The 21,118-nt window shown below is 58.6% G+C and carries 22 protein-coding genes; 12 read left to right on the forward strand and 10 right to left on the reverse strand.

The window, feature by feature from the left end:
* Positions 1–56: 56 nt before the first annotated feature.
* Positions 57–539 carry a DUF3576 domain-containing protein gene (locus tag GOW60_RS19505; protein WP_171230640.1) on the reverse strand — a complete coding sequence of 161 codons (483 nt, stop codon included), beginning with the start codon at positions 537–539 and terminating at the stop codon, positions 57–59.
* Between the two features lie 285 nt (positions 540–824).
* Here GOW60_RS19505 and GOW60_RS19510 point away from each other — a divergent pair, with 285 nt between their 5' ends.
* Both GOW60_RS19510 and GOW60_RS19515 read left to right on the forward strand, forming a co-directional pair.
* Positions 825–1,874, forward strand: a complete 1,050-nt coding sequence (locus GOW60_RS19510; protein ID WP_171230599.1) for a porin — start codon at positions 825–827, stop codon at positions 1,872–1,874.
* A 101-nt stretch (positions 1,875–1,975) separates the two neighbouring features.
* On the forward strand, positions 1,976–2,635 hold the full coding sequence (locus tag GOW60_RS19515; RefSeq protein ID WP_171230600.1) for a YggS family pyridoxal phosphate-dependent enzyme: 660 nt from the start codon (positions 1,976–1,978) through the stop codon (positions 2,633–2,635).
* Here GOW60_RS19515 and GOW60_RS19520 read toward each other — a convergent pair.
* Entirely contained in the window at positions 2,619–3,119 is a 501-nt protein-coding gene (locus GOW60_RS19520) for a L,D-transpeptidase family protein (RefSeq protein ID WP_171119912.1), read from the reverse strand. The two genes, GOW60_RS19515 and GOW60_RS19520, sit on opposite strands and share 17 nt — an antisense overlap.
* Entirely contained in the window at positions 3,116–4,207 is a 1,092-nt protein-coding gene (gene ribA, locus GOW60_RS19525; protein ID WP_152459261.1) for a GTP cyclohydrolase II, read from the reverse strand. The genes GOW60_RS19520 and ribA overlap by 4 nt, the downstream gene beginning before the upstream one ends.
* A gap of 162 nt (positions 4,208–4,369) precedes the next feature.
* Between ribA and GOW60_RS19530 the strand changes: the two genes are divergently transcribed.
* Entirely contained in the window at positions 4,370–5,056 is a 687-nt protein-coding gene (locus tag GOW60_RS19530; RefSeq protein WP_117872957.1) for a response regulator transcription factor, read from the forward strand.
* A 217-nt stretch (positions 5,057–5,273) separates the two neighbouring features.
* Here the strand turns inward: GOW60_RS19530 and GOW60_RS19535 are convergent, their stop codons facing one another.
* Positions 5,274–6,092, reverse strand: coding sequence for a DUF2189 domain-containing protein (locus GOW60_RS19535; RefSeq protein WP_171230601.1), 819 nt, complete (start codon positions 6,090–6,092; stop codon positions 5,274–5,276).
* Positions 6,093–6,334: 242 nt separating this feature from the next.
* Here GOW60_RS19535 and GOW60_RS19540 point away from each other — a divergent pair, with 242 nt between their 5' ends.
* The 4 genes from GOW60_RS19540 to GOW60_RS19555 all read left to right on the forward strand — a co-directional run bounded on the left by GOW60_RS19540 (position 6,335) and on the right by GOW60_RS19555 (position 8,964).
* Positions 6,335–7,123: an exodeoxyribonuclease III gene (locus GOW60_RS19540; RefSeq protein WP_171230602.1), complete on the forward strand. Its 789-nt coding sequence runs from the start codon at positions 6,335–6,337 to the stop codon at positions 7,121–7,123.
* A gap of 75 nt (positions 7,124–7,198) precedes the next feature.
* Positions 7,199–8,113 (forward strand): thioredoxin, encoded by a 915-nt coding sequence (trxA, locus tag GOW60_RS19545; RefSeq protein WP_171230603.1) that lies wholly within the window; start codon positions 7,199–7,201, stop codon positions 8,111–8,113.
* Positions 8,114–8,140: 27 nt separating this feature from the next.
* Positions 8,141–8,782, forward strand: coding sequence for an LON peptidase substrate-binding domain-containing protein (locus tag GOW60_RS19550; RefSeq protein ID WP_152459257.1), 642 nt, complete (start codon positions 8,141–8,143; stop codon positions 8,780–8,782).
* Entirely contained in the window at positions 8,779–8,964 is a 186-nt protein-coding gene (locus tag GOW60_RS19555; protein WP_171230604.1) for a Trm112 family protein, read from the forward strand. The genes GOW60_RS19550 and GOW60_RS19555 overlap by 4 nt, the downstream gene beginning before the upstream one ends.
* Here the strand turns inward: GOW60_RS19555 and GOW60_RS19560 are convergent.
* Complete coding sequence (locus GOW60_RS19560) at positions 8,961–10,187, reverse strand: FAD-dependent monooxygenase (RefSeq protein WP_171230605.1); 1,227 nt, start codon at positions 10,185–10,187, stop codon at positions 8,961–8,963. The two genes, GOW60_RS19555 and GOW60_RS19560, sit on opposite strands and share 4 nt — an antisense overlap.
* Positions 10,188–10,275: 88 nt before the next feature.
* On the opposite strand from GOW60_RS19560, the gene GOW60_RS19565 reads away from it, so the two are divergent.
* From GOW60_RS19565 to GOW60_RS19580, 4 genes are all read left to right on the forward strand, one after another.
* Positions 10,276–11,604, forward strand: coding sequence for an amidase (locus tag GOW60_RS19565; protein ID WP_171230606.1), 1,329 nt, complete (start codon positions 10,276–10,278; stop codon positions 11,602–11,604).
* A 108-nt stretch (positions 11,605–11,712) separates the two neighbouring features.
* Positions 11,713–12,894, forward strand: a complete 1,182-nt coding sequence (locus tag GOW60_RS19570; protein WP_171230607.1) for an aminotransferase class I/II-fold pyridoxal phosphate-dependent enzyme — start codon at positions 11,713–11,715, stop codon at positions 12,892–12,894.
* Positions 12,895–12,908: 14 nt separating this feature from the next.
* On the forward strand, positions 12,909–15,830 hold the full coding sequence (locus tag GOW60_RS19575) for a DNA translocase FtsK (RefSeq protein WP_171230608.1): 2,922 nt from the start codon (positions 12,909–12,911) through the stop codon (positions 15,828–15,830).
* 39 nt (positions 15,831–15,869) lie between these two features.
* Positions 15,870–16,466, forward strand: coding sequence for an outer membrane lipoprotein carrier protein LolA (locus tag GOW60_RS19580; protein WP_170345603.1), 597 nt, complete (start codon positions 15,870–15,872; stop codon positions 16,464–16,466).
* A 14-nt stretch (positions 16,467–16,480) separates the two neighbouring features.
* On the opposite strand, the gene GOW60_RS19585 is transcribed toward GOW60_RS19580, so the two are convergent.
* Positions 16,481–17,062, reverse strand: a complete 582-nt coding sequence (locus tag GOW60_RS19585; RefSeq protein WP_171230609.1) for a lytic transglycosylase — start codon at positions 17,060–17,062, stop codon at positions 16,481–16,483.
* Between the two features lie 61 nt (positions 17,063–17,123).
* A complete protein-coding gene (locus GOW60_RS19590) occupies positions 17,124–18,005 on the reverse strand; it encodes an AEC family transporter (protein ID WP_171230610.1) in 882 nt (293 codons plus the stop codon).
* Positions 18,006–18,084: 79 nt separating this feature from the next.
* Between GOW60_RS19590 and hspQ the strand changes: the two genes are divergently transcribed.
* Positions 18,085–18,411, forward strand: coding sequence for a heat shock protein HspQ (gene hspQ / locus GOW60_RS19595; RefSeq protein ID WP_050604943.1), 327 nt, complete (start codon positions 18,085–18,087; stop codon positions 18,409–18,411).
* 35 nt (positions 18,412–18,446) lie between these two features.
* On the opposite strand, the gene GOW60_RS19600 is transcribed toward hspQ, so the two are convergent.
* The 3 genes from GOW60_RS19600 to GOW60_RS19610 all read right to left on the reverse strand — a co-directional run bounded on the left by GOW60_RS19600 (position 18,447) and on the right by GOW60_RS19610 (position 21,050).
* The gene (locus GOW60_RS19600) at positions 18,447–20,024 is read right to left on the reverse strand and encodes a gamma-glutamyltransferase family protein (RefSeq protein ID WP_171230611.1); all 1,578 of its coding nucleotides are present in this window, start codon (positions 20,022–20,024) and stop codon (positions 18,447–18,449) included.
* A gap of 216 nt (positions 20,025–20,240) precedes the next feature.
* Positions 20,241–20,690, reverse strand: a complete 450-nt coding sequence (locus GOW60_RS19605; RefSeq protein ID WP_152459248.1) for an ATP-binding protein — start codon at positions 20,688–20,690, stop codon at positions 20,241–20,243.
* Positions 20,691–20,711: 21 nt separating this feature from the next.
* Positions 20,712–21,050 (reverse strand): STAS domain-containing protein, encoded by a 339-nt coding sequence (locus tag GOW60_RS19610; protein ID WP_171230612.1) that lies wholly within the window; start codon positions 21,048–21,050, stop codon positions 20,712–20,714.
* Between the last annotated feature and the right edge of the window lie 68 nt (positions 21,051–21,118).

Here is a 21,118-nt window from a genome sequence, read left to right on the forward strand (position 1 = left end):
AATGAAAACGCCGGGTAGGAACCCGGCGTGGTATTAGTGTGATTTTCGGCGGAGTGCTAGAACTTGTTGTCCGCGATGCGCAGCTGACGCGCGCGGGACAGAATCGCATCCTCCACCGCGCGGGTTGTTGCCGCGCTTACCGGGGCGCCTCCGCTGGATTGCAGGGCGACGGACAAAGACCGCGCCGCAAGCGCCGGATCACTGATGTGTACGGTCGCCCTGTATGACCGTCCTCCGCCCGGAGGAGTGCCGTAACCCGTTACGATCACTCCGGTAAACGGATCGACCTCCTGCACAGGCAAGAAGTTCAATATGTCCAGAGAAGCTGCCCACAAGTACCGGTTTACATTGGTGGTCTGCTCGGCCGTGCTGCGATCGAAAATGTCCCACAGCGTCGAACGTTCAGGATCGTTCAGCTCGCGTTCATCGGAATTACCGCTGGCGGGATTGGGGGAATATGTCGAAGTGCTTCGATTCTGCCCGCATGCCGCAACAGTGGTGGTCAGCATGATTAATCCCAAAATCGTAGGCAGGCGCATTGTCAGCAGGTCCTGTTTCACTTGTTGTGCAGTATTCAGGGCATACTCCTAGCCAAGGACCCTCGCTGCAACAAGCCTATTCTTCTGAAATGTAAGCGTGTCAGCCTGATCCGGGCAAAAAGGAACTGTGGCATCCTTGCACCAATCTGACCCCAATGACGTGACCGGGTTTATGCCAAGCTTGCGCAATGGGGGCAAAAAGAGCGAAACGGTGTCCGTGCTGAGACATATGCCGAGGCATGTGTCGAGTAGATAACTCTTTTGAATGAAACCGAGGGAAACAAGATGAAAAAAGTTCTCTTCGCATCGACGGCGCTGATCGCGACCGCAGGCGTTGCAGCAGCTGAAGTTAACTTCAGCGGTTACGGCCGTTTTGGTATTGGCTACGTTGAAGACCGTACCGCAACCACAACCGTGAACGGACCTGGCGCAGACGGCCTGATGGGCACAGCCGATGACGTCTCCGCAACTTCGACCGCACAGTCTGACGACGCTATCTTGGTCTCGCGCTTCCGTCTGAACATCGACGGCATCGTAGAAACCGACGGCGGCGTTCGCTTTGAAGGTCGTGTTCGTCTGCAAGCTGACGAAGACGCCAGCACCGGTGAAGCAAACTCGGCCGGCCTGAACGGCGCACGCTTCTCGGTCATCTACGGCGGTCTGCGTGTTGACGCGGGCAACGTCGCAGGTTCGTTTGACAACCTGGCAAACTACTATGGCAACGAAGTTGGTCTGGAACTGTTCGCAGGTCAGTACTCGGGCGTTGACTATAGCTTCCTGGCTTACTCGTCGACCGGTTCGGGCGCGAACGCTGTGTTCTTCCAGTATTCGGTTGGTGACTTCTCGTTTGGTGCATCTTATGACCAAGCGCAGGTTACAACTGTTGCAGCTGGTGGTACCACTTCGACCACCGTTGACGCAGACCGCTGGGACATCAGCGCAACCTACACCTTCAACAACATCACTGCCGCTCTGGCCTATGGTCAGACCGACGGTGGCGCAGGCAGCGATCCGAGCCTGACCGTTCTGACCCTGGGTGGCGAATGGGGTGATTTCTCGGGTACTCTGTTCGTTGCAGACGACAAAACCCGAGTCGCAGCAACTGACGGCACCGCATGGGGTCTGTCGGCTGCCTACAACCTGGGCGCTGCAACCACCCTGCTGTTCACCTACGGTGACGGTAACGCCTCTGCTGACACTCAGCAGGTTGCTATCGGTGCGATCTACGACCTGGGTGGCGGTGCATCGCTGCGCGGTGGTATCGGCCGTGACGATTGTGACAGCTGCGCAAGCGACACAATCCGTGCCGACTTCGGTGCTCAGTTCAACTTCTAAGCTGATCTGAACCGTAAGGTTTAAGGGCGGGTCTTCGGACTCGCCCTTTTCTTTTCTGGCGACTTGGTGTTTTTCTGCGCCAAAGACAGATTGAGGGCCCCATGTCGTTGCAAGAAATCACCGCACGCATTGCAAATGCCGAAGCCAGATCGGACCGCCCTGCCGGTTCCGTCAAACTGATCGCTGTATCCAAAGTACAACCGAATGAGCGGGTTGAGGCGGTGCTGGAGCAGGGCCACAGGTGTTTTGGTGAGAATCGCGTACAGGAGGCGGCCAGCAAATGGCCCGCTTTCAAAGAGCAATTCGATGCCGTCGATCTGCATCTCATCGGCCCGTTGCAGACCAATAAGGCCAGGCAGGCGATGGAACTGTGCAATGCGATCCATTCGGTCGACCGCCCCAAACTGGCCAAAACCTTGGCGCGGCTGGCGCAAGAGGTGGGACACTGCCCCGACCTGTTCATTCAGGTCAATACGGGTGAAGAAGCGCAGAAGGCAGGCGTTCTTCCTGCGGATGCGGACGGGTTTATCGCGGAATGCCGATCGCTGGACCTTCCGGTGCGCGGATTGATGTGCATCCCGCCGGTCGATGAAGAACCCACTTTGCATTTCGCCCTCCTAGCCAAGATCGCCGCACGCAACGGGCTTGAGGGGTTGTCGATGGGGATGAGCGGTGATTTCGAGCAGGCCATCGCCTTGGGCGCAACCCATGTTCGTATCGGGTCGGCCATTTTTGGCGAGCGGGTCAAACCTCAGGGATGATCAGGCGCGTTCCAAGGGCAATTCGCCCTGCAATCCAGTGCAGATGGTCCCGACGGAAGGCAATGCAGCCCTCGGTGGGGTAGCCGGGCCTGCGCCACTGGTGCAGAAAAATCGCCGATCCCTTGCCGGGAACGGCATTCGGCCAGTTCCAGTCGGTCAACAGGACCAGATCATAAAGCGGATCAGCCCGGCGCAGTTTCTCATGACTGAACGCATAAGGGGCCGGCACCATGTGATTGTAGTGGCCGTCCTCGACGTCATCCGACCACAAGTCCTGCGGTCCAATCGGGATCGCCCAGAAGTTGGGGGCGACCAACCGGTCGGGCCGGTAGAGCATGCCGACGATTCGATGGCATCCGGTAGGCGTCGCCCCGTCACCCTCGTGTTTCGTGTTGCTCAATCCGCCTTTGCCAATCGAGCAGGGGAACGTCCTGCCAAGAAAGCGAACGCCACGCGGGGTGAGCACAAGATCGTCTGGGGTCACAACAGGTGCCCGGATTTCGCGGCTTTCGTGGCCAGGTATCCGCGGTTATGCGCGGTTTCACCCACTTTCAAGGGAACGCGCTCGGTCACGGCGATCCCCGTGCGTTCCATCATCGAGATCTTGGCAGGGTTGTTCGTCAGCAGGCGCACCGAGTTGAAACCCAGAGATTTCAGGATATCCGAGCCGAGTCGGAAGTCGCGCTCATCATCCTCGAAACCCAGCCTGTGGTTTGCTTCTACCGTGTCAAAACCCTGATCTTGAAGAAAATAGGCGCGCATCTTGTTGGCTAGCCCGATACCACGCCCTTCCTGGTTCAGATACAGAAGAACGCCAGCCCCTTCGGCCCCCATTTGTGCCAGCGCGCCGCGCAATTGCGGACCGCAGTCGCATTTCAGGCTGCCCATCAGATCGCCCGTGAAACAGGCGGAATGCAATCGGGCCAGCACCGGTTTGTCCCGATCCGGGCGGCCTATTTCGACCGCGTAATGTTCTTCTCCGCCATCTTCGGGGCGGAAAACATGCAGGCGACCGGCCTCGGATACTTCCATCGGAAGACGTGCGGCAACCACCTCATGCAGGGCGCTGCGGTCCGCCAGATGCGGGGCGGCGCGCGTGTGGTCAATGCAGGTCAGGCCGTGCGATACGGCAAAGGCCCGACCGTCTTCGACCGGCACGACGACCGCGGCGGGAAGAATGCGCGCGGACTTGGCCAACGCAATCGCGATGCGGTGCAAATTGGCGTTGCCATGGCGCTCGGTCATCAACGGACCTTTCATCGGCGCGTTCAGATCGTCAGAGGGATCAGCAACCGCCTGCACCCAAGTGATATCTGCATCGGCGGGAATCGAAACGCGCGCGAGATCGCCGTCATAGGCCCGCGCCTTGAGTGTTTCGGCCCGCCGCCCGGTAATGGCCACCACCGGGTCTCCGAGCTTTTTTAGATCGGCCAAGCGCTGCGGGTTGAGCGTTTCCGCAGAGATCGCCACAACGCTAAAGCCACTGTCATCGGTCAGCACCACTGGAACGCCCATGCGCAGATCGGCCCGTGCCCGGGCAAGAAGTTCGGTGATATCGGGAATGAGGCTCATCTATGTTACCCTATAACGCTCAGCCCTTCTCCTAGCTGTTTCGAAAGGAAATGTGAAACATTTCTGCCAACTCTGACACGAAGGCGTGAAACCGTTGCAGCAAATCTTGTTGATTGCATATTCCGCGCGCAAGTGATGGAAAAGCGTTTGGAGGATCGGGAAATGGCTCAACTCAAGAAAATCCTGTTGGTGGACGATGACGAGGATCTGCGCGAGGCGCTCAGCGAGCAACTTGTCATGACCGAAGACTTTGACGTTTTCGAAGCGTCAGACGGCCAGTCCGCGATGGAGCGTGCACGCGAAGCGATCTATGATCTGGTCATTCTTGATGTGGGTTTGCCGGATACCGACGGGCGGGAACTGTGCCGCCTGATGCGCAAGCAGGGCGTCAAAAGCCCGATTCTGATGCTGACCGGTCATGACAGCGATGCCGACACGATCCTGGGCCTGGACGCCGGCGCGAATGACTATGTCTCCAAACCGTTCAAATTTCCGGTATTGCTGGCCCGTATCCGCGCTCAGCTGCGGCAGCACGAACAATCCGAGGACGCGGTATTTGTTCTTGGCCCCTATACGTTCAAGCCGGCGATGAAGATGCTGATCACGGAAGAAGACCGCAAGATCCGTCTGACCGAGAAGGAAACCAACATCCTCAAGTTCCTGTACCGATCAACCGACGGTGTCGTGGCACGGGATGTGCTGTTGCACGAAGTGTGGGGATACAATGCCGGGGTCACGACCCACACGCTGGAAACCCACATCTATCGCCTGCGTCAGAAGATCGAGCCCGATCCGTCCAATGCGCGCCTTTTGGTCACAGAATCGGGTGGATATAGGCTCGTGTCTTAACTGGTTGTGGATTGATGTGGATCAAAGTGATACTCTGCACTCATAATTAGGTTACTCCCAACCCGTGCATGTCCGGGTTATGACATGTACCTCCCTGTTGGACTGCCGGGCCGAATGGCCCGGCTTTTTTTCGTTGCTGAGGGGCGGTTTCCACACGAAGGCAGACAGCAGCACTGACCGGTATTCGACCAATGGTGGAGGTGAGTTCTGCCGCGGTTCACCCTTCCGCCGGGGCAACGGCGCGCTGGTAAAGGTGCCACGTGGTGTGGCCTAAGATCGGAAGGGTAAAGATCAGGCCCAGAAACGCCGGAACCAGCGACAGCAGTATGGTGACCGAGATGATCGCCGCCCAGCCGAGCATGACCGCCGGGCTTTCGGATACGACGCGCAATGAGGTCAACATGGCAGAGATGAAGTTGGTGTCCCGGTCCAGCAGCAAGGGCATGGCGACGACGGTCACCGAAAACAGCACGGCTGACAGGAACGCGCCGACACAGGTGCCTACGGCAAGGAAGATCCAACCCTGCGGCGTAAAGAAAACAGTGTTCAAAAACCCGTCGAAGTCCGAGAAGGATGCGTTCTGGAGGATGATCGCCAGCCAAAGCCGAACCTGGTAGATCCACACCCAGAAAATGAAAAGTGTGACAAAGGCCATCCAGCCCAATTCACGTTTGCGTTGATTGGCCATGACGCTGAGGATTTCAGCCCAGCCAAAGCTTTCGCCTTTCTGCAAGCGGCGCGACATTTCATAAAGCCCGGCGGCGGCGAAAGGTGCGACCAGCGGAAAGCCGACAATGGCGGGAATGACCATCCAGATCTGGCCAAGCCAGATCAGAGCCCAAACCAGCAGAATTCCGAACACTGCATAGAACAGACCGAAAAAGCCGCTCAGGACAGGGCGGGCCAGAAAGTCGGAAAACCCGGCTTTCAACGACGCCCTGATGTCATCCGTCGTGATCTTGTTGACCTGCGGCATGTCCCGCTGCTGCGGCGTCAGATTCTCCGGTGGCGTGGAACCTGCGGTCTCGGATGCCATGACACACTCCTCCCAAAGCATGGTGCCGGGCCGGTCTGTTCGCGAACAGACCCAGCGGTGAAACAGACATTCCTCATTCGCAGACAAGTCTGCATCAGGCGAGATATCAGGGCAAGGGAAAGCACGAATGTGACGCCCGCCTAACTGCCGGCCTGTGGTCCTGGCGTCGGGCCGCCTTTTCTCGTGGCAACTGGCGTTGTGCCACGCTAACCTGCGCCAATCGCGACAAAGGAATCCCCGATATGCCTTTCACCCTTGCCACCTGGAACATCAATTCTGTTCGCCTGCGCGAGCCTATCGTGCTGAAATTGCTGCAAGAAGAAGCCCCTGATGTATTGTGCCTGCAAGAGTGCAAATCACCGGTTGAGAAAATCCCGACCGAAGGGTTTTCCGAGCTGGGCTACACCCACATGATCGCGCGCGGGCAGAAGGGGTATAACGGTGTCGCCATCCTGTCGCGCCTGCCGATGGAAGAGGTGGGCGACAGGGATTTCGCGGGTCTCGGACATGCTCGCCATATTGCCGGGCGGTTGGAAAATGGTGTCACGATCCACAATTTCTATGTCCCGGCGGGCGGCGACGTGCCGGACCGGAACGTAAATGAGAAATTCGGCCAGAAGCTCGACTATCTGACTGATATGCGCGATTGGTTCCGTGCGGAAAAGCCGGCTAAATCCATCCTTGTCGGCGACCTGAACATCGCCCCGCGCGAGGATGATGTGTGGTCACACAAACAATTGCTGAAGGTCGTCTCGCACACGCCCATCGAGGTCGAGCATCTGGCCGAGACACAGGAAGCAGGCGGCTGGGTCGATATCACCCGTCAGGACATCCCGGAAGGTCAGCTTTACAGCTGGTGGTCCTATCGCGCCCGGGATTGGGATGCGGCGGACAAGGGGCGCCGGCTGGACCATATCTGGGCCACGGCCGATATCTCGAACGCGGGCCATTCCAGCCGCATTCTGCGGAACGCCCGTGGATGGGAAAAACCCAGCGATCACGCTCCGGTCTTTGCCAGTTTCGACGTCTGATCCGCAACTCAGCCCTTGGTTTCCGCGGCAAGCGGCTGCATATAGGGCGCAAGTTCGAACGAAAGAGTGATTGCCATGGACCTTCTGAACGGCGGAAACGCCCCAGCAACCGATCTGATCAAAGACGGGACCGAGGCCACTTTCATGGCCGATGTGGTGGAAACCTCGCAGGAAACACCTGTGATCGTCGATTTCTGGGCACCTTGGTGTGGCCCGTGCAAAACCCTTGGGCCGATGCTGGAAGAGGCTGTGACAGCCGCGAAAGGCGCGGTGAAGATGGTCAAGATCAATGTGGATGAGGCGCAGACAATTGCCGCGCAAATGCGCATCCAATCGATCCCGACCGTCTATGCCTTTTTCAAGGGGCAGCCTGTGGACGGGTTTCAAGGCGCGTTGCCGGGATCCGAGATCAAGGCTTTCGTGGACCGTGTGATCGAAGCCGCAGGGGGGGAAAGCCCGGGGGGCCAACTGGATGATGCCGTGCAGGCTGCCGAGGAAATGCTTGCCGAAGGCGCGGCTGCGGACGCGGCTCAGACCTTTGTCGCAATTCTGGGCGAAGATCCGAACCACGCCGCGGCGTACGGTGGGCTGGTGCGGGCGCATATCGCCACCGGTGATCTGGAGCAGGCAGAAGCGATCCTGAACGGCGCTCCGGCCGAGATCTCCACATCGGCCGAGCTGGAGGCCGCACATGCGCAGCTGGAGCTTGCCAAGCAGGCGGCAGATGCCGGCCCCGTCGCCGAGCTGACGGCAGCGGTCGAGGCGGATCCGGACAACCATCAGGCCCGCTTTGATCTGGCGCAGGCGCTGCACGCGAACGGCAATGTGGAAGAAGCCGTGGCACAATTGCTGGAACTGTTCCGCCGGGATCGTGAATGGAATGAAGGCGCAGCCAAGACACAGCTTTTCACCATCTTCGATGCGCTCAAGCCCAATGACCCGATTGTTCTGAACGGACGTCGCAAACTCAGTTCTATGATATTTGCCTAATCTCTCATCAGAGCTAGAGTCGGGAACATGATGCATCCCGCCGACCTGCCGGAAACGGTATCAGTTTTTCCCTTGCCCGGGGCGCTGCTGCTCCCGCGTTCGCGCTTGCCGCTTCACATATTCGAGCCGCGCTATCTTCAGATGCTGGACGACGCGCTGAAAACCAAGGAACGGTTGATCGCAATGGTTCAGCCGAATCCTTCGGTCAATGACGAAGACAAGTTGCACCGTATTGGATGCGCAGGGCGGGTGACGCAGTTTTCGGAAACCGAAGATGGCCGGTACCTGATCACGTTGACCGGTATATCCCGGTTCAGGGTCATGTCAGAGCTGGACTCGTTCACGCCCTACCGGAGGTGCGCGGTCTCGTGGGACGGGTTCGACCGTGATCTGGGAAAGGCCGAGAAAGACAACGGGTTTGACCGCAACGCGTTCCTGACACTGTTGGAGCGTTTCTTTTCATCCCGTCAATTGTCCACCGACTGGGATTCGCTCAAGGACGCAGAGGATGAGCTTTTGGTGAATTCCCTGTCGATGCTTCTGGATTTCGACCCCGAGGACAAACAGGCCCTGCTGGAAGCCCCCTGCCTGCGCACCCGGCGCGAAACGTTGGTGACGCTGATTGAATTCGCCTTGCGCGGCGGATCAAACGAGGAAAAACTGCAATGACCGACCCTCAACACGCCTTTGATCGCCACATGCTCGAGGCGATGATCTGCCCGAAGACACATACGACCCTGCACTATGACGCCGAAAAGCGAGAGCTTGTTTCAAAAGCGGCGGGTTTGGCTTTTCCCATCCGCAACGGCATTCCGGTCATGCTGGTCGATGAGGCCCGGCAGCTGGATTAAATCGGGCGCCCTTGCAACAGCTTGGGCAGATCACCGGTCAGCCCGGCCGCTTCGCGAACGAAACCGCGACGGAGGCCGGGCAAAGCACCGACAACCCCCATACCAATGTCACGTCCAAGCCGCAGCAGCGGGTTGTCGTTGGAAAACAGCTTGTTGAAGACATCCGTCGCCATCGCCAGCGAGGCCGTGTCGAAACGGCGCCATTCCTGATAGCGCTCCAGTACCATCAACGAGCCGATATCCTCGCCGCGCCGTCCCGCCAAAGTCAGAACCTCAGCCAGAGCGCCGACATCGCGCAGGCCAGCGTTCAGGCCCTGACCGGCAATGGGGTGCATTCCGTGCGCGGCATCCCCGACCAGCGCCATGCGATCGCTGATGAAGGAATTGGCGATGGTCAGGTTCAGCGGATAAGTGAAACGATCACCCGCCAGACTGATTTCACCAAGAAAATCGCCAAATCGCGGGCGCAGCACTTGCACGTAGTCGTCCTCGGGCAGGGCGTTGATGTGCTGTGCGGTGTCGGTGCGTTCGCTCCAGACGATGGAACTGCGATTGCCGGTCAACGGCAGAATCGCCAGCGGACCCGGTGGCATGAAAAACTGATGCGCAATGCCATTATGCGGCAGCTCATGTTCGATGGCGCAGACCAATGCCGTCTGGCCATAATCCCAACCGGTGCGTTTGATGCCGGCCCGAGACGCGGTTCCGCTGCGGCGACCGTCACAGCCAACCAGCAGGATGCCGCCCAGGGTTGTGCCGTCATCCAACGTCACGGTCACGTTGGCAGTGTCGGCCTGTTGCGAAACGACGGATTTACCGCTTACCTGGGTGATGCGCGGCTCTTCGGCCATCGCGTCCAGAAAAGCACGGCGCAGGTGGCGATCCTCGACCATATACCCCATCGGGCCTTCTTCGATCTCGGCATGGTCGAAATGCATAAAAAAAGGCGATGGCCCCGTTCCGGCATGGCCATCTGTGACCTTGATTTCCAGCATCGGTTGGGCGTGCTGCGCGACGCGGTCCCAAATGCCGATGGCATCCAACAACCGCTGTGAGGCCAGAGCCAGCGCATAGGCGCGCCCGTCGAATGCCGCGTCCTTGCGCACCTTTTCGGCCAGCGCATCGATCACCGTGACCGAATGACCGGTTTGTGCCAGTGCCAGCGCCAAAGCAGGGCCGTTCAACCCGCCGCCCACGATCAGAATGTCAGAAGCCTGTGTCATGCCCTGCAATATGCGCGCCCTTTCGGGATTGTCCATGTGCAGTCCTGTCGCTACCGTCACCCAAAGCCGAAAAACCAGGAGGGATGAGATGCAGGATTGGTTGACAATGACCGCGTGTGATTTGGGCCGTGGCATTGGCATGGGTCAGATCGATCCGGTCGAACTGACGGAAACCTACCTGTCCGCTATTGACGCTCATCCGCATCGGGACCGCATCTATGCCCGCGTCACCGATGACCGCGCCCGGGCCGAGGCTGAAGCCGCTCGGCAACGCGCGCAACTGGGCCTGCGCCGGTCGTTGCTGGACGGGGTTCCGATCAGTTGGAAAGACCTGTTCGACACCGCCGGCACCGTGACCGAGGCGGGTTCGGCTCTGCTGAAGGATCGCGTGCCGGATGCGGATGCGCTGGTGCTGCGCAATGCGACTCAGATGGGCACCGTTTGCCTGGGTAAAACACATATGAGCGAGCTGGCCTTTTCCGGCCTTGGGTTGAATCCGATCACCGAAACCCCGCCCTGCATTCATGACGAGGCAGCAGTGCCCGGGGGGTCGTCTTCGGGGGCGGCGGCCTCGGTCGCCTGGGGGTTGGCGGCGTGTGGCATCGGCTCGGACACGGGTGGTTCGGTGCGTATCCCGGCGGCTTGGAATGATCTGGTGGGGCTGAAAACCACTGCGGGGCGGCTCAGCCTGGAAGGTGTGGTGCCGCTGTGCCTGCGTTTCGACACGGTTGGACCTGTGGCGCGTTCGGTCGAGGACGCGGCGCATGTGCTGGCTCTGCTCGAGGGGGGAACGCCTGCCGATCTGCGTGGCGCTTCGCTGAAAGGACGCCGTTTTGCCGATTTGCAGAACATTGCCAAGGACGACCTGCGCGACACACCGCGCAAGGCGTATGACGAAGCCGTAGCCAAACTTGCGGACGCGGGGGCCGAGATCGTGCCGTTGGAAGTGCCCGAGTTGAACGAGGCCATGACGTTGACCAGCGTCGTATACACGACCGAGGCCTATGGGCTGTGGCGCGATGTCATCGAAGCCAATCCCGAGGCAATGTATCCCGAGATTCTCGAACGCTTCCGCATTGGCATGGGCTATTCGGGCCCCGACTATGTGGCGGCCTGGGCCAAACTCAAGGCATGCCGCAGCGCCTGGGACGCGGCAACCGCCGGGTTTGACGCGGTTCTGGCGCCGACAGCGCCGATTTTACCGCCCAATCTGGAGCGCTTGCTCAGCGATCACGACTATTACGTAACCGAGAATCTGCTGGCCCTGCGGAACACGCGGATTGGCAATCTGATGGGGCTGGCGGCGCTGAGCCTGCCCACCGGAACACCCGGCTGCGGGTTGATGATGCTGGGCTATCCCGGCTCGGAAGAGGCGTTGTTGCGGCTTGGTTCAGCAGCAGAAACGGTGCTGGCCTGAATGCCACAATCCCCTGATTCGGAACCTCTTTGTCTGGACGAAGAGGCGCACGGACTGTAATCTGCCAAAAAAACGGGGCGCCAATGACCCCGATATTGAGGCAGTATTATGGTTTTCCCCGAGCGGTTTTCGAACCTACCGGCTTATGCATTCCCGCGTCTGCGCGCCCTGCTGGATCATCACCAGCCGGGCGGTGACGTCGTTCATATGACCATTGGTGCGCCGACACATGAATTTCCGGCCTGGGTGACGGATGTCATCATGGAAAACGCCGCCGGGTTCCAGGGATATCCCCCGAACGAAGGGTCGGATGACCTGCGCAGTGCGATCACGGGCTGGATCAAGCGGCGATATGGGGTTCAGATGGACCCTGATACCAACGTAATGGCGCTGAACGGCACGCGCGAGGGGCTATACAACGCCGCCATGGCTTTGTGCCCGGAACAGAGGAACGGTCAGCAGCCGATCATCCTGTGCCCGAACCCGTTTTATCAGGTCTACATGGTCGCCTCGCTGTCGGTGGGCGCGCAGCCTTATTTTGTGCCCGCCACCGCCGCGACGGGCCATCTGCCGGACTATGCCGGCCTGCCTCCGGACGTGCTGAACCGCACCGCCGTGGCCTATATCTGTTCACCCGCCAATCCGCAGGGGGCCGTTGCCTCGCGCGAGTATTGGGCTGACCTGATCCGTCTGGCCGAGCAGTACGATTTCCGTATTTTTGCGGATGAGTGTTATTCCGAGATTTACCGTGAAGAAGCCCCGACAGGTATTCTGACTGTCGCGCAGGAGCTGGGCGCTGATCCTGAACGGATCACGCTGTTCAACTCGCTGTCCAAACGTTCGAATCTGGCCGGTTTGCGGTCGGGGCTTATCGCCGGTGGTCCAAGGACGATCAAACAGGTCAAGCAGCTGCGCACCTATGCCGGGTCGCCTCTGCCTCTGCCCTTGCAAGCCGCCGCAGCAAAGGTTTGGGCGGATGAGGAACACGTTCGCGAAAACCGCGCGCTGTATCAGGAAAAATACGCCATTGCGGATGAGGTATTCGCAGGCGTGCAGGGCTATATGCCGCCCGAGGCCGGATTCTTTCTGTGGCTGCCGGTCGAGAATGGTGAAGACACCGCATTGAAAGTCTGGAAGGAAACCGGTGTCCGGGTCCTGCCGGGCGCATATCTTTCACAAGGCGATCCGGGAAAGAACCCGGGCACAGGATTTATCCGGGCTGCATTGGTGGCCCCAAAAACAGAGTTGCAGCGTGGTCTGATCACACTCCGCGACTGCATCTATTCGTGAGGTACGAGGGCAAAATGGCATCATATAACGCGCGCAACCGCGATCCATTGCTGGACAGCACAACGCAGGCAGCCCTTGAGCGACGCAGCAAAGAGTTGATCGGCATCGCCCTGATCCTGCTGGGTTTGGCTGCGGCCGCGATGATCTGGTCCTACACGCCCGATGATCCAAACTGGATGGTGTCCACCGACGCGCCGGTGCAAAATTGGATGGGGCGGATTGGGGCCTCGATCGCCGCACCCTTGTTCATGATCGTCGGCTGGGGAAGCTGGGGCATCGCATTGGTTCTGATCGGTTGGGGTTTTCGGTTTGCGGGCCATTTCGGGGAAGATCGCGCCATTGCGCGTCTGATTTTTGCGCCGATCTGGATCGCCGTCGTCTCGGTGTATGCCGCAACCCTCGTTCCTGATGCAGACTGGCGCGCGACCCACAGCTATGGTCTGGGCGGTTTGTTCGGCGATACGGTCATGGGCGCGTTGCTGACGCTGCTGCCGATTTCGTCACATTTTCTGGTGAAGCTGATGTCGCTGGCCATGGCGGTCGGGATGATTGCGCTGGGTATTTTTGTGCTGGGTTTCACCAAAACCGATGTCAAGCGGGGTTTCAGAGCCTTCCTGCTGGGGCTTGTGATGGCATATGACATGCTGATGACCCTGATGGGCCGTGGTGCGGCCTCGGCTGCGCAGGCAGCGCGAGATCGTCGCGCGCAATGGGAAGAGCGCAAACTTGCGCGAACCGCAGCGGCCGAGGCCGTGTTCGAGGATGATCTGGCTTATGCCGATCCAATCTTTGAAGAACCTGAACCGGAAAGTCCCGAACCTCCGGTCAAGTCCGGTCTGTTGGCGCGCATGCCGTCACTCATCCGGCGTCCCGATCCCATGCCCGAGCCAGAGCTGGTCGATCCGGAACCAATCGCGGGTTTCGACGAAATGCCGGGCGAGGACCGCATCCGTTCGAAAATCTCGGCCGCTGTGCGCAATCGCAAAGTGGCGACCGGTGAGTTGACACCCGAACCCGACCCGAACCTTCCGCTGACCAAGGGCCGTGGTCGTCGCCCTAGCCCGCTGATCCTGAACGCAAGTCAGTCGGATGACCTGCCAATGGAGCCGCCGGTGACAGCAGCAGGACTGCCGCCCGAGCCGCCCGTAACAGCGGGTGACATGCCAGACTGGCAAGAATCCACGCCGTTTGAAAATGCGCCCGAACCCATGCGGAACAACTATGCATCCGAGCCGGATCTGGAGGACGAGGTATTCGAGGATGTCGAAGAAGCAGTTTTGCAACCACGTCCGGCGATGAAAATCCCGGTTGCCGAACCGCGCAAGCCCGTGGTCGCGCAACCGGTACGCCGCACACCGCAACCGTCTCGCCGCGCACAGGCCGAGGCACAGCCTGCATTGTCCTTTGAAGAGCGGCACTCGGATTTCGAACTGCCACCTCTGGGCCTTTTGTCGAATCCGGCCAGCATTCAGCGCCACCATCTGAGCGATGAAGCCTTGGAAGAAAACGCGCGGATGTTGGAAAACGTTCTGGATGATTACGGCGTGAAGGGTGAGATCGTCAGCGTTCGCCCCGGCCCGGTCGTCACCATGTACGAACTGGAGCCTGCTCCGGGGTTGAAGGCAAGCCGCGTGATCGGCCTGGCCGATGACATCGCGCGTTCGATGTCGGCCCTGTCGGCGCGGGTTTCGACCCTTCCGGGCCGTTCGGTGATCGGTATCGAACTGCCGAACGAAAACCGCGAAATGGTGGTTCTGCGCGAAATCCTGGCCAGCCGCGATTTCGGCGATGGCAACCAGGCACTGCCGTTGGCCTTGGGCAAGGATATCGGCGGCGAGTCCGTCGTGGCGAACCTCGCCAAGATGCCTCACCTACTGATTGCTGGTACAACCGGTTCCGGTAAGTCGGTGGCGATCAACACCATGATCCTGTCGCTGCTGTACAAGCTGACGCCGGATGAATGCCGCCTGATCATGATCGACCCGAAGATGCTGGAACTGTCGGTCTATGACGGTATCCCGCATCTGCTGTCGCCGGTTGTGACCGACCCGAAAAAGGCGGTGGTTGCCCTGAAATGGGTCGTGGGCGAGATGGAAGATCGCTATCGGAAGATGTCCAAAATGGGTGTCCGCAACATCGCGGGCTATAACGGCCGGGTGAAGGATGCGCTGGCCAAAGGCGAGATGTTCAGCCGCACGGTGCAAACCGGGTTTGACGATGAAACCGGCGAACCCACATTCGAGACGGAAGAATTCGCGCCCGAAGCGATGCCCTATATCGTTGTTATCGTCGATGAGATGGCCGACCTGATGATGGTGGCGGGAAAGGAAATCGAAGCCTGCATCCAGCGTCTGGCGCAGATGGCGCGGGCTTCGGGCATTCACCTGATCATGGCCACACAGCGCCCCTCGGTCGACGTGATCACCGGTACGATCAAGGCGAACTTCCCAACGCGGATTTCCTTCCAGGTGACGTCGAAGGTCGACAGCCGCACCATTCTGGGTGAAATGGGGGCCGAACAGCTGCTGGGGCAGGGCGACATGCTTTACATGGCCGGTGGTGCCAAGATTACCCGCTGCCACGGGCCGTTCGTGTCGGATGAAGAGGTCGAAGAAGTCGTCAACCACCTGAAACAGTTCGGCCCGCCGGATTACGTGGGCGGTGTCGTCGACGGTCCGGCCGAGGAAAAGGCTGACAATATCGACGCCGTACTGGGCCTGAACACTGGCGGCAATACGAACGGAGAGGACGCGTTGTACGATCAGGCGGTGGCAATCGTGATCAAGGATCGCAAATGCTCGACCTCGTATATTCAGCGAAAACTTGCCATCGGCTACAACAAGGCTGCGCGGCTGGTTGAGCAAATGGAAGACGAAGGTGTTGTTTCGTCAGCAAATCATGTCGGGAAACGCGAAATCCTCGTCCCCGAGCAATAGGATATTTAATAACAAGGGCAGAAGACCTATCTGTACGGCATGAAACAGATTGCTTTTGCCCTTGCTTTGACACTGGCCGCACCCGCCGCATGGGCGGCGGAGAAGCTGCCGCTCTCGCAGATTTCCAATTACCTGAACGGGTTGAAGACGGTTCAGACGACATTCACCCAGGTGAATGACGATGGCTCGCTGAGCACCGGCAAGCTGTGGATGCAGCGCCCCGGCAAGATGCGGTTTGAATATGACCCGCCCAACAGTGCCGTGGTGCTGGCGAGATCCGGAAGTGTTCAAATCTTTGATCCGAAATCGAACCAGCCGCCCGAGCAATACCCGCTTAAGCGCACACCACTGTCCATCGTGCTAGCGCGCAACGTGAACCTGAGCCAGGCGAATATGGTTGTAGGTCACAGTTTTGACGGCACGGCCACCGTCGTCACCGCGCAGGATCCCAAGAACCCCGAAGCGGGCCGGATCGAACTGATGTTCACGGACAATCCGGTCGAGCTTCGCAAATGGGTGATACACGACAATGCGGGCAGCCAGACAACGGTATTGCTGGGCGCCCTGAATGAAGGCGGTCGCCTTGATCAGAAGCTGTTCTCGGACAAAAAGAGAAGCGGGTCAGGCAATCGCTGACCCACTTGTACGTATCAATACCGGCAGTTCGCCAACTGTGCCTGATATAGTTGTGCGCGTGCGTCCACGTCATTGGCAACGTTCAACAACCAAGATTTGCTGTTGTAGGTGCCACGGGCGTACCCTGTATGGCCTTCGTGATAGGCCAAGTATTGATTGCGTGTATCTGCCGGGTGGATTCCGTTACGCTCGTAGCTTTTGTTCATGTACCAGCCGATAAAATCCGAGGCGTCGCGGATGCGATCGCGCTTGGCCCGGCGTTTTCCTGTTTCACGCTGGTACTGTTCCCATGTGCCGTCCAGTGCCTGACCATAGCCGTAAGCGCTGCTTTGACGGCCCATCGGGATGACGCCCAATACGTATCTATGCGGAGTGCGCGCATCATGCCGATAGCGGCTTTCCTGATAGATGGTCGCCATCTGAACGTGAACCGGAACGCCCCATTTGCGCTCGGTGTTCTTGAAGGCTTTGATATAGTCGGGTTTTTCACGCGCAATACTGCACGCATCGTTTAATCTGCTGGGCGGCTGTTTAGAGCCGCCCCCACAGGATGCCAGAAGCAGCACCCCTAGGAGTACGAAAAGAATTCTGCTCATGTGCCTCGTGCCTTTTTTTGTTTATTCTAGCGCAGATTGAGCGCTGAGGAAATCACAATCGCTATAAAATGATAGCCAGAACAGCCGGTAACGCCGCTACGGAAAGCACTGTGGACACCATGACCATGCCGGCTACGGCGTCGGAATCGGCCCCAAACCGTTCGGCCAACAGGTAAGAGGTTACGGCAACCGGCGTACAGATTTGAAGAACCAGAACGCCAAATGCGATCGTATCCAAATCAAACCATCTCCCGATTCCCCATCCCAGCGTAAAGCACACCGCCAGTTTCAGCGCTGACAGCCACAGCGCCCGCCCCAAGCTGTGCGAGGTCAGACGGGCGATTGCCACACCCAACGTGACCAACATCAGCGGGACAGCCATTTGCCCCAAAAGCTCCAGCGTGTTGGTCAGAAATGTCGGCGTCTTCCATCCTTGCCACAAAAACACTGCGCCAAGGATCGTCGCCCAGGCCATAGGTTGGCGCGCAACCTGTCCCCACGCCCCTTTCCCAGCGACCAGATAAATCCCGTAAGTGAAAGAAAACAGCGCGGTTACTGACAGAAAGACAACAGCATATCCCAGACCAATCTGACCAAAGGCAAAGATGCACAGCGGCAGACCCAGATTGCCTGTATTGCCGAAGATCAAAGGTGACAGGTTAGTTCGCGGGTCCAGTCTCAGTCCTCGAACGATCAACCAGAACACAACCACCAGCAGCAGATTTGCGACCAGCGTCGCCATCGTGAAGCGCGAGAGATCATTGCCCGGGATTTCGGTTTGCATCAGGGCAACAAAGATCAGACTGGGCATTGCCAGCATCGTTGCAAAGCGCGTGACGAATTGCAGGCGGTATTCGAAACCCAGCTTAACCCATGTAAAACCAACAGCCGCCAACAGAAAAACCGGCGCCACGATTTCGAACACTGTCAGTATAAGGTTCACAGACTGTTTCCCTGATTTTCACATCAATGATTGGCTTTTCCGCCCGGAAACGGGTAAAAAAGCGTTGGGGGCTGATACAATGCTAAAGACACGTGCAAAATACGGCTTGGGCCAGGTGGTTCGTCACAAGAAACACCCTTTTCGAGGGGTGATTTTTGACGTGGATCCCGAGTTTTCGAATACCGAAGAATGGTATCAGGCCATTCCGGAAGACAGCCGCCCAAGGAAAGAGCAACCGTTCTACCACCTGCTGGCCGAGAACGACCAATCCTTCTATGTTGCTTATGTTTCAGAACAAAATCTGGTTGCAGACTATTCAGGCGAACCGGTCGAGCACCCGGATATTCCCAATATGTTCGGACCGTTCGAAGATGGTGCATACCCCCTGCATTTCCACCTGAACTAGATGGGCCGAACCGGCGGGCATGGGTCTGCCGCAGATCAGTATCCAAGCGCACAGCCATCCTTGCGTGGGTCGCTGGCGCCTTCCAAAACGCCGTCGTTTCGGATTCGGATCGCTTGCGCTCCGCCAAGTGGTGTTTCCGGCACTTCAATATTGTGGCCGATATCGGACAATTGTTTCGCGATGGCCTCGCTGTAGCCACGTTCCAGTTTCAGAGCCGATCCGTCAAAGAAGGCGCGCGGCGCATCGATGCTTTCCTGCAACCCAAGCCCGAAATCGACAAGATTTGACACGAAACGCGCGTGTCCGGTTGGCTGATAGGCACCGCCCATGACACCAAACGGCATCGTGACCCGACCGTTCTGCGCCAACATTCCCGGAATGATCGTGTGCATCGGGCGTTTGCCGCCGCCCAGTTCGTTGGGGTGGCCGGGCTGCAATGTGAATCCTGCCCCGCGGTTTTGCAGCAATATGCCGTATTTTTCCGACGCGATACCGGACCCAAAGCTGTGAAAGATCGAATAGATCAACGAAACAGCCATTTGGTCGCGGTCGACGACGGTGATGTAAACCGTGTCCCTGTGAACTGCTTCGGTCAGAGGCGCCGCAGCAGGCATCGCCTTTTGGGGATCGATCAAAGCAGCCAGTCTGGCAGCGATATCCGGATCCAGAAAGCGCTCCACTCTTGCCATGTGGTCGGGATCCGCGATGAATCGGTTTCGCGCGTCATAGGCCAGTTTGGTGGCCTCGGCTTCGATATGAATACGCTCCGCTCCGAATGGATCCATCGCGGCCATGTCAAAATGCTTGAGGATATTCAGCAGCAAAATCGCCGTTGCGCCCTGGCCGTTCGGCGGATGTTCCACCAAATCCACACCTTTGTAGGCCCCATGTATCGGCTGCGTTTCAGTACATCTTGTGTGATGAAAATCCTCAGCGGAATGGACACCACCCCTTTCCGAAAGTGCGGTGATCATATCATCGGCGATTTCACCTGAATAGAACGCGTCGCGCCCGTGGGCTGCGATCTGGCGCAACACCTCCGCCTGTCCAGGCGCACGGAAAACCTGTCCGATCGACGGGGCTTGCCCGCCGATCAGATAGTGGGCGCGGGCGGCGCCCTGAAGCGTTGCGGCACCCGATTTCCAATCGAAAGCGACCCGAGGAGCCACCGGAACACCCGCTTCAGCATAGTGAATCGCCGGTTTCAAAATCGCGCCCAGCCCCAGGCGACCCTCGGTCTGGGCCAGGTGGCAGAAGGCATAGACGGCTCCGGGAATGGTCACGGCATCCGGCCCATTCAAAGGTACGGATGACAGGCCCTGATCGCGCAACAACTGGGATTGCGCGGCAGCCGGCGCGCGACCCGATCCGTTGAGCGCGCGTATCCTGCTTTCGCCGGCACGATTGAACAGAACGAAGCAATCGCCGCCCAATCCGGTCATCTGAGGTTCGCAAATCCCCAAGAGAACAGCCCCGGCAATCGCGGCATCCATCGCGTTGCCGCCCTGGCCCAAGATATCGATGGCCACTTTGGCGGCCAGCGGATGCGACGTTGCGCACATGCCTTGCGTGGCAAAAACTTCGGATCGGCCCGGACTATGCAGATCACGCATGGCGAATTCTCTCTCGTTGGAACAAGAGAAAGCTATTCACTGATCAGCGATTGTCCAGCGATTTCAGGATGGGAAGTTCCTCGGCGCCATTCACTGGGTGGGGGCTGTGATATGTGGCGCCGAGGGAAGCTATCTGAGCTACGAGTCACTGTATGGCGGTTGTTTGCGGCGCTACAATGTTTCGAAAATGACCTTATTGTGACCAATTGTGGTCGATCACCCGTTGGGTTCAAAGTCAAACCGCAGGGACAGACGATTGCATCCCCCGCGCCGCTCGTACCGGATATCACTGGTGAGGCGATGAATCAGGAACCAGCCGAACCCACCTTCGGGGAGGTCTTGCAGATCCGTTCCAATCGGAGCAGGGGTGCCATCCGGCAGTCGGTATCCAGGCAGCGGGCGACCCGTATCCGAGATCAAGATGTCCAGAAGATCCCTGTCCAATCGGCAGGTGACCTGAACCTTGGCCGCGGCGATGCCATTGTAAGCGTGTTCCACGACGTTGTTGATGGCTTCAGCCAAAGCAATCTTCACATCACCGGCTTTATGCGGGGGCAATCCCCGTTCCGCCAGACCGACGCTGAGCTTTGCAATGCCCTCGCTGGCCTCTGATTCCGTCGCAGGGAAGGTCAATTCCAGACAGGTCTTGTTTTCAATCGGCTCCACGCCATCTATCCCCTGCTGCCGTCAGGCGTTTGTCTCTGACAACGCGTCATCCAGTGTTTCAAAAAGCCTGAAAACCGTATCCATGCGTGTCAGGCGAAAGACCTTTTCGACCACTGGCTGCAATCCGGCCAGATCAAGCCTCCGATCCTTGCCCAGCTGCTTCATTGAGGCAACGATTGCACCCAGACCGCTGGAGTCAATGAACTCGACATCGGACAGATCCAGCACAACGCGATGAGCGCTGTCCTCGGTATTGGCGCGCATGTCTTCCTTGAACTGAATGGCCATTGCAGCATCGATCCGGTCGGCATGAACGGTGATGATCTGAGTTTCGCCGGTTGTCTTGCTGGTCAGCCCCATGATCCTGCCGCCTTCCAAACTGAAATTGAGTCGTAGAAATACGCTAGACGGCAATTCTTACCATTCGG

It is taken from the genome of Ruegeria sp. HKCCA4008, from assembly GCF_013033125.1.
GTDB lineage: Bacteria > Pseudomonadota > Alphaproteobacteria > Rhodobacterales > Rhodobacteraceae > Ruegeria.

Excerpts from the sequence above, each read along its gene's own strand:
- GOW60_RS19505 (WP_171230640.1), bottom strand. The coding sequence starts at position 539 with ATGCGCCTGCCTACGATTTTGGGATTAATCATGCTGACCACCACTGTT.
- GOW60_RS19510 (WP_171230599.1), top strand. The coding sequence starts at position 825 with ATGAAAAAAGTTCTCTTCGCATCGACGGCGCTGATCGCGACCGCAGGC.
- GOW60_RS19515 (WP_171230600.1), top strand. The coding sequence starts at position 1,976 with ATGTCGTTGCAAGAAATCACCGCACGCATTGCAAATGCCGAAGCCAGA.
- ribA (WP_152459261.1), bottom strand. The coding sequence starts at position 4,207 with ATGAGCCTCATTCCCGATATCACCGAACTTCTTGCCCGGGCACGGGCC.
- GOW60_RS19530 (WP_117872957.1), top strand. The coding sequence starts at position 4,370 with ATGGCTCAACTCAAGAAAATCCTGTTGGTGGACGATGACGAGGATCTG.
- GOW60_RS19535 (WP_171230601.1), bottom strand. The coding sequence starts at position 6,092 with ATGGCATCCGAGACCGCAGGTTCCACGCCACCGGAGAATCTGACGCCG.
- GOW60_RS19540 (WP_171230602.1), top strand. The coding sequence starts at position 6,335 with ATGCCTTTCACCCTTGCCACCTGGAACATCAATTCTGTTCGCCTGCGC.
- trxA (WP_171230603.1), top strand. The coding sequence starts at position 7,199 with ATGGACCTTCTGAACGGCGGAAACGCCCCAGCAACCGATCTGATCAAA.
- GOW60_RS19550 (WP_152459257.1), top strand. The coding sequence starts at position 8,141 with ATGATGCATCCCGCCGACCTGCCGGAAACGGTATCAGTTTTTCCCTTG.
- GOW60_RS19555 (WP_171230604.1), top strand. The coding sequence starts at position 8,779 with ATGACCGACCCTCAACACGCCTTTGATCGCCACATGCTCGAGGCGATG.
- GOW60_RS19560 (WP_171230605.1), bottom strand. The coding sequence starts at position 10,187 with ATGACACAGGCTTCTGACATTCTGATCGTGGGCGGCGGGTTGAACGGC.
- GOW60_RS19565 (WP_171230606.1), top strand. The coding sequence starts at position 10,276 with ATGCAGGATTGGTTGACAATGACCGCGTGTGATTTGGGCCGTGGCATT.
- GOW60_RS19570 (WP_171230607.1), top strand. The coding sequence starts at position 11,713 with ATGGTTTTCCCCGAGCGGTTTTCGAACCTACCGGCTTATGCATTCCCG.
- GOW60_RS19575 (WP_171230608.1), top strand. The coding sequence starts at position 12,909 with ATGGCATCATATAACGCGCGCAACCGCGATCCATTGCTGGACAGCACA.
- GOW60_RS19580 (WP_170345603.1), top strand. The coding sequence starts at position 15,870 with ATGAAACAGATTGCTTTTGCCCTTGCTTTGACACTGGCCGCACCCGCC.
- GOW60_RS19585 (WP_171230609.1), bottom strand. The coding sequence starts at position 17,062 with ATGAGCAGAATTCTTTTCGTACTCCTAGGGGTGCTGCTTCTGGCATCC.
- hspQ (WP_050604943.1), top strand. The coding sequence starts at position 18,085 with ATGCTAAAGACACGTGCAAAATACGGCTTGGGCCAGGTGGTTCGTCAC.
- GOW60_RS19600 (WP_171230611.1), bottom strand. The coding sequence starts at position 20,024 with ATGCGTGATCTGCATAGTCCGGGCCGATCCGAAGTTTTTGCCACGCAA.
- GOW60_RS19610 (WP_171230612.1), bottom strand. The coding sequence starts at position 21,050 with ATGGGGCTGACCAGCAAGACAACCGGCGAAACTCAGATCATCACCGTT.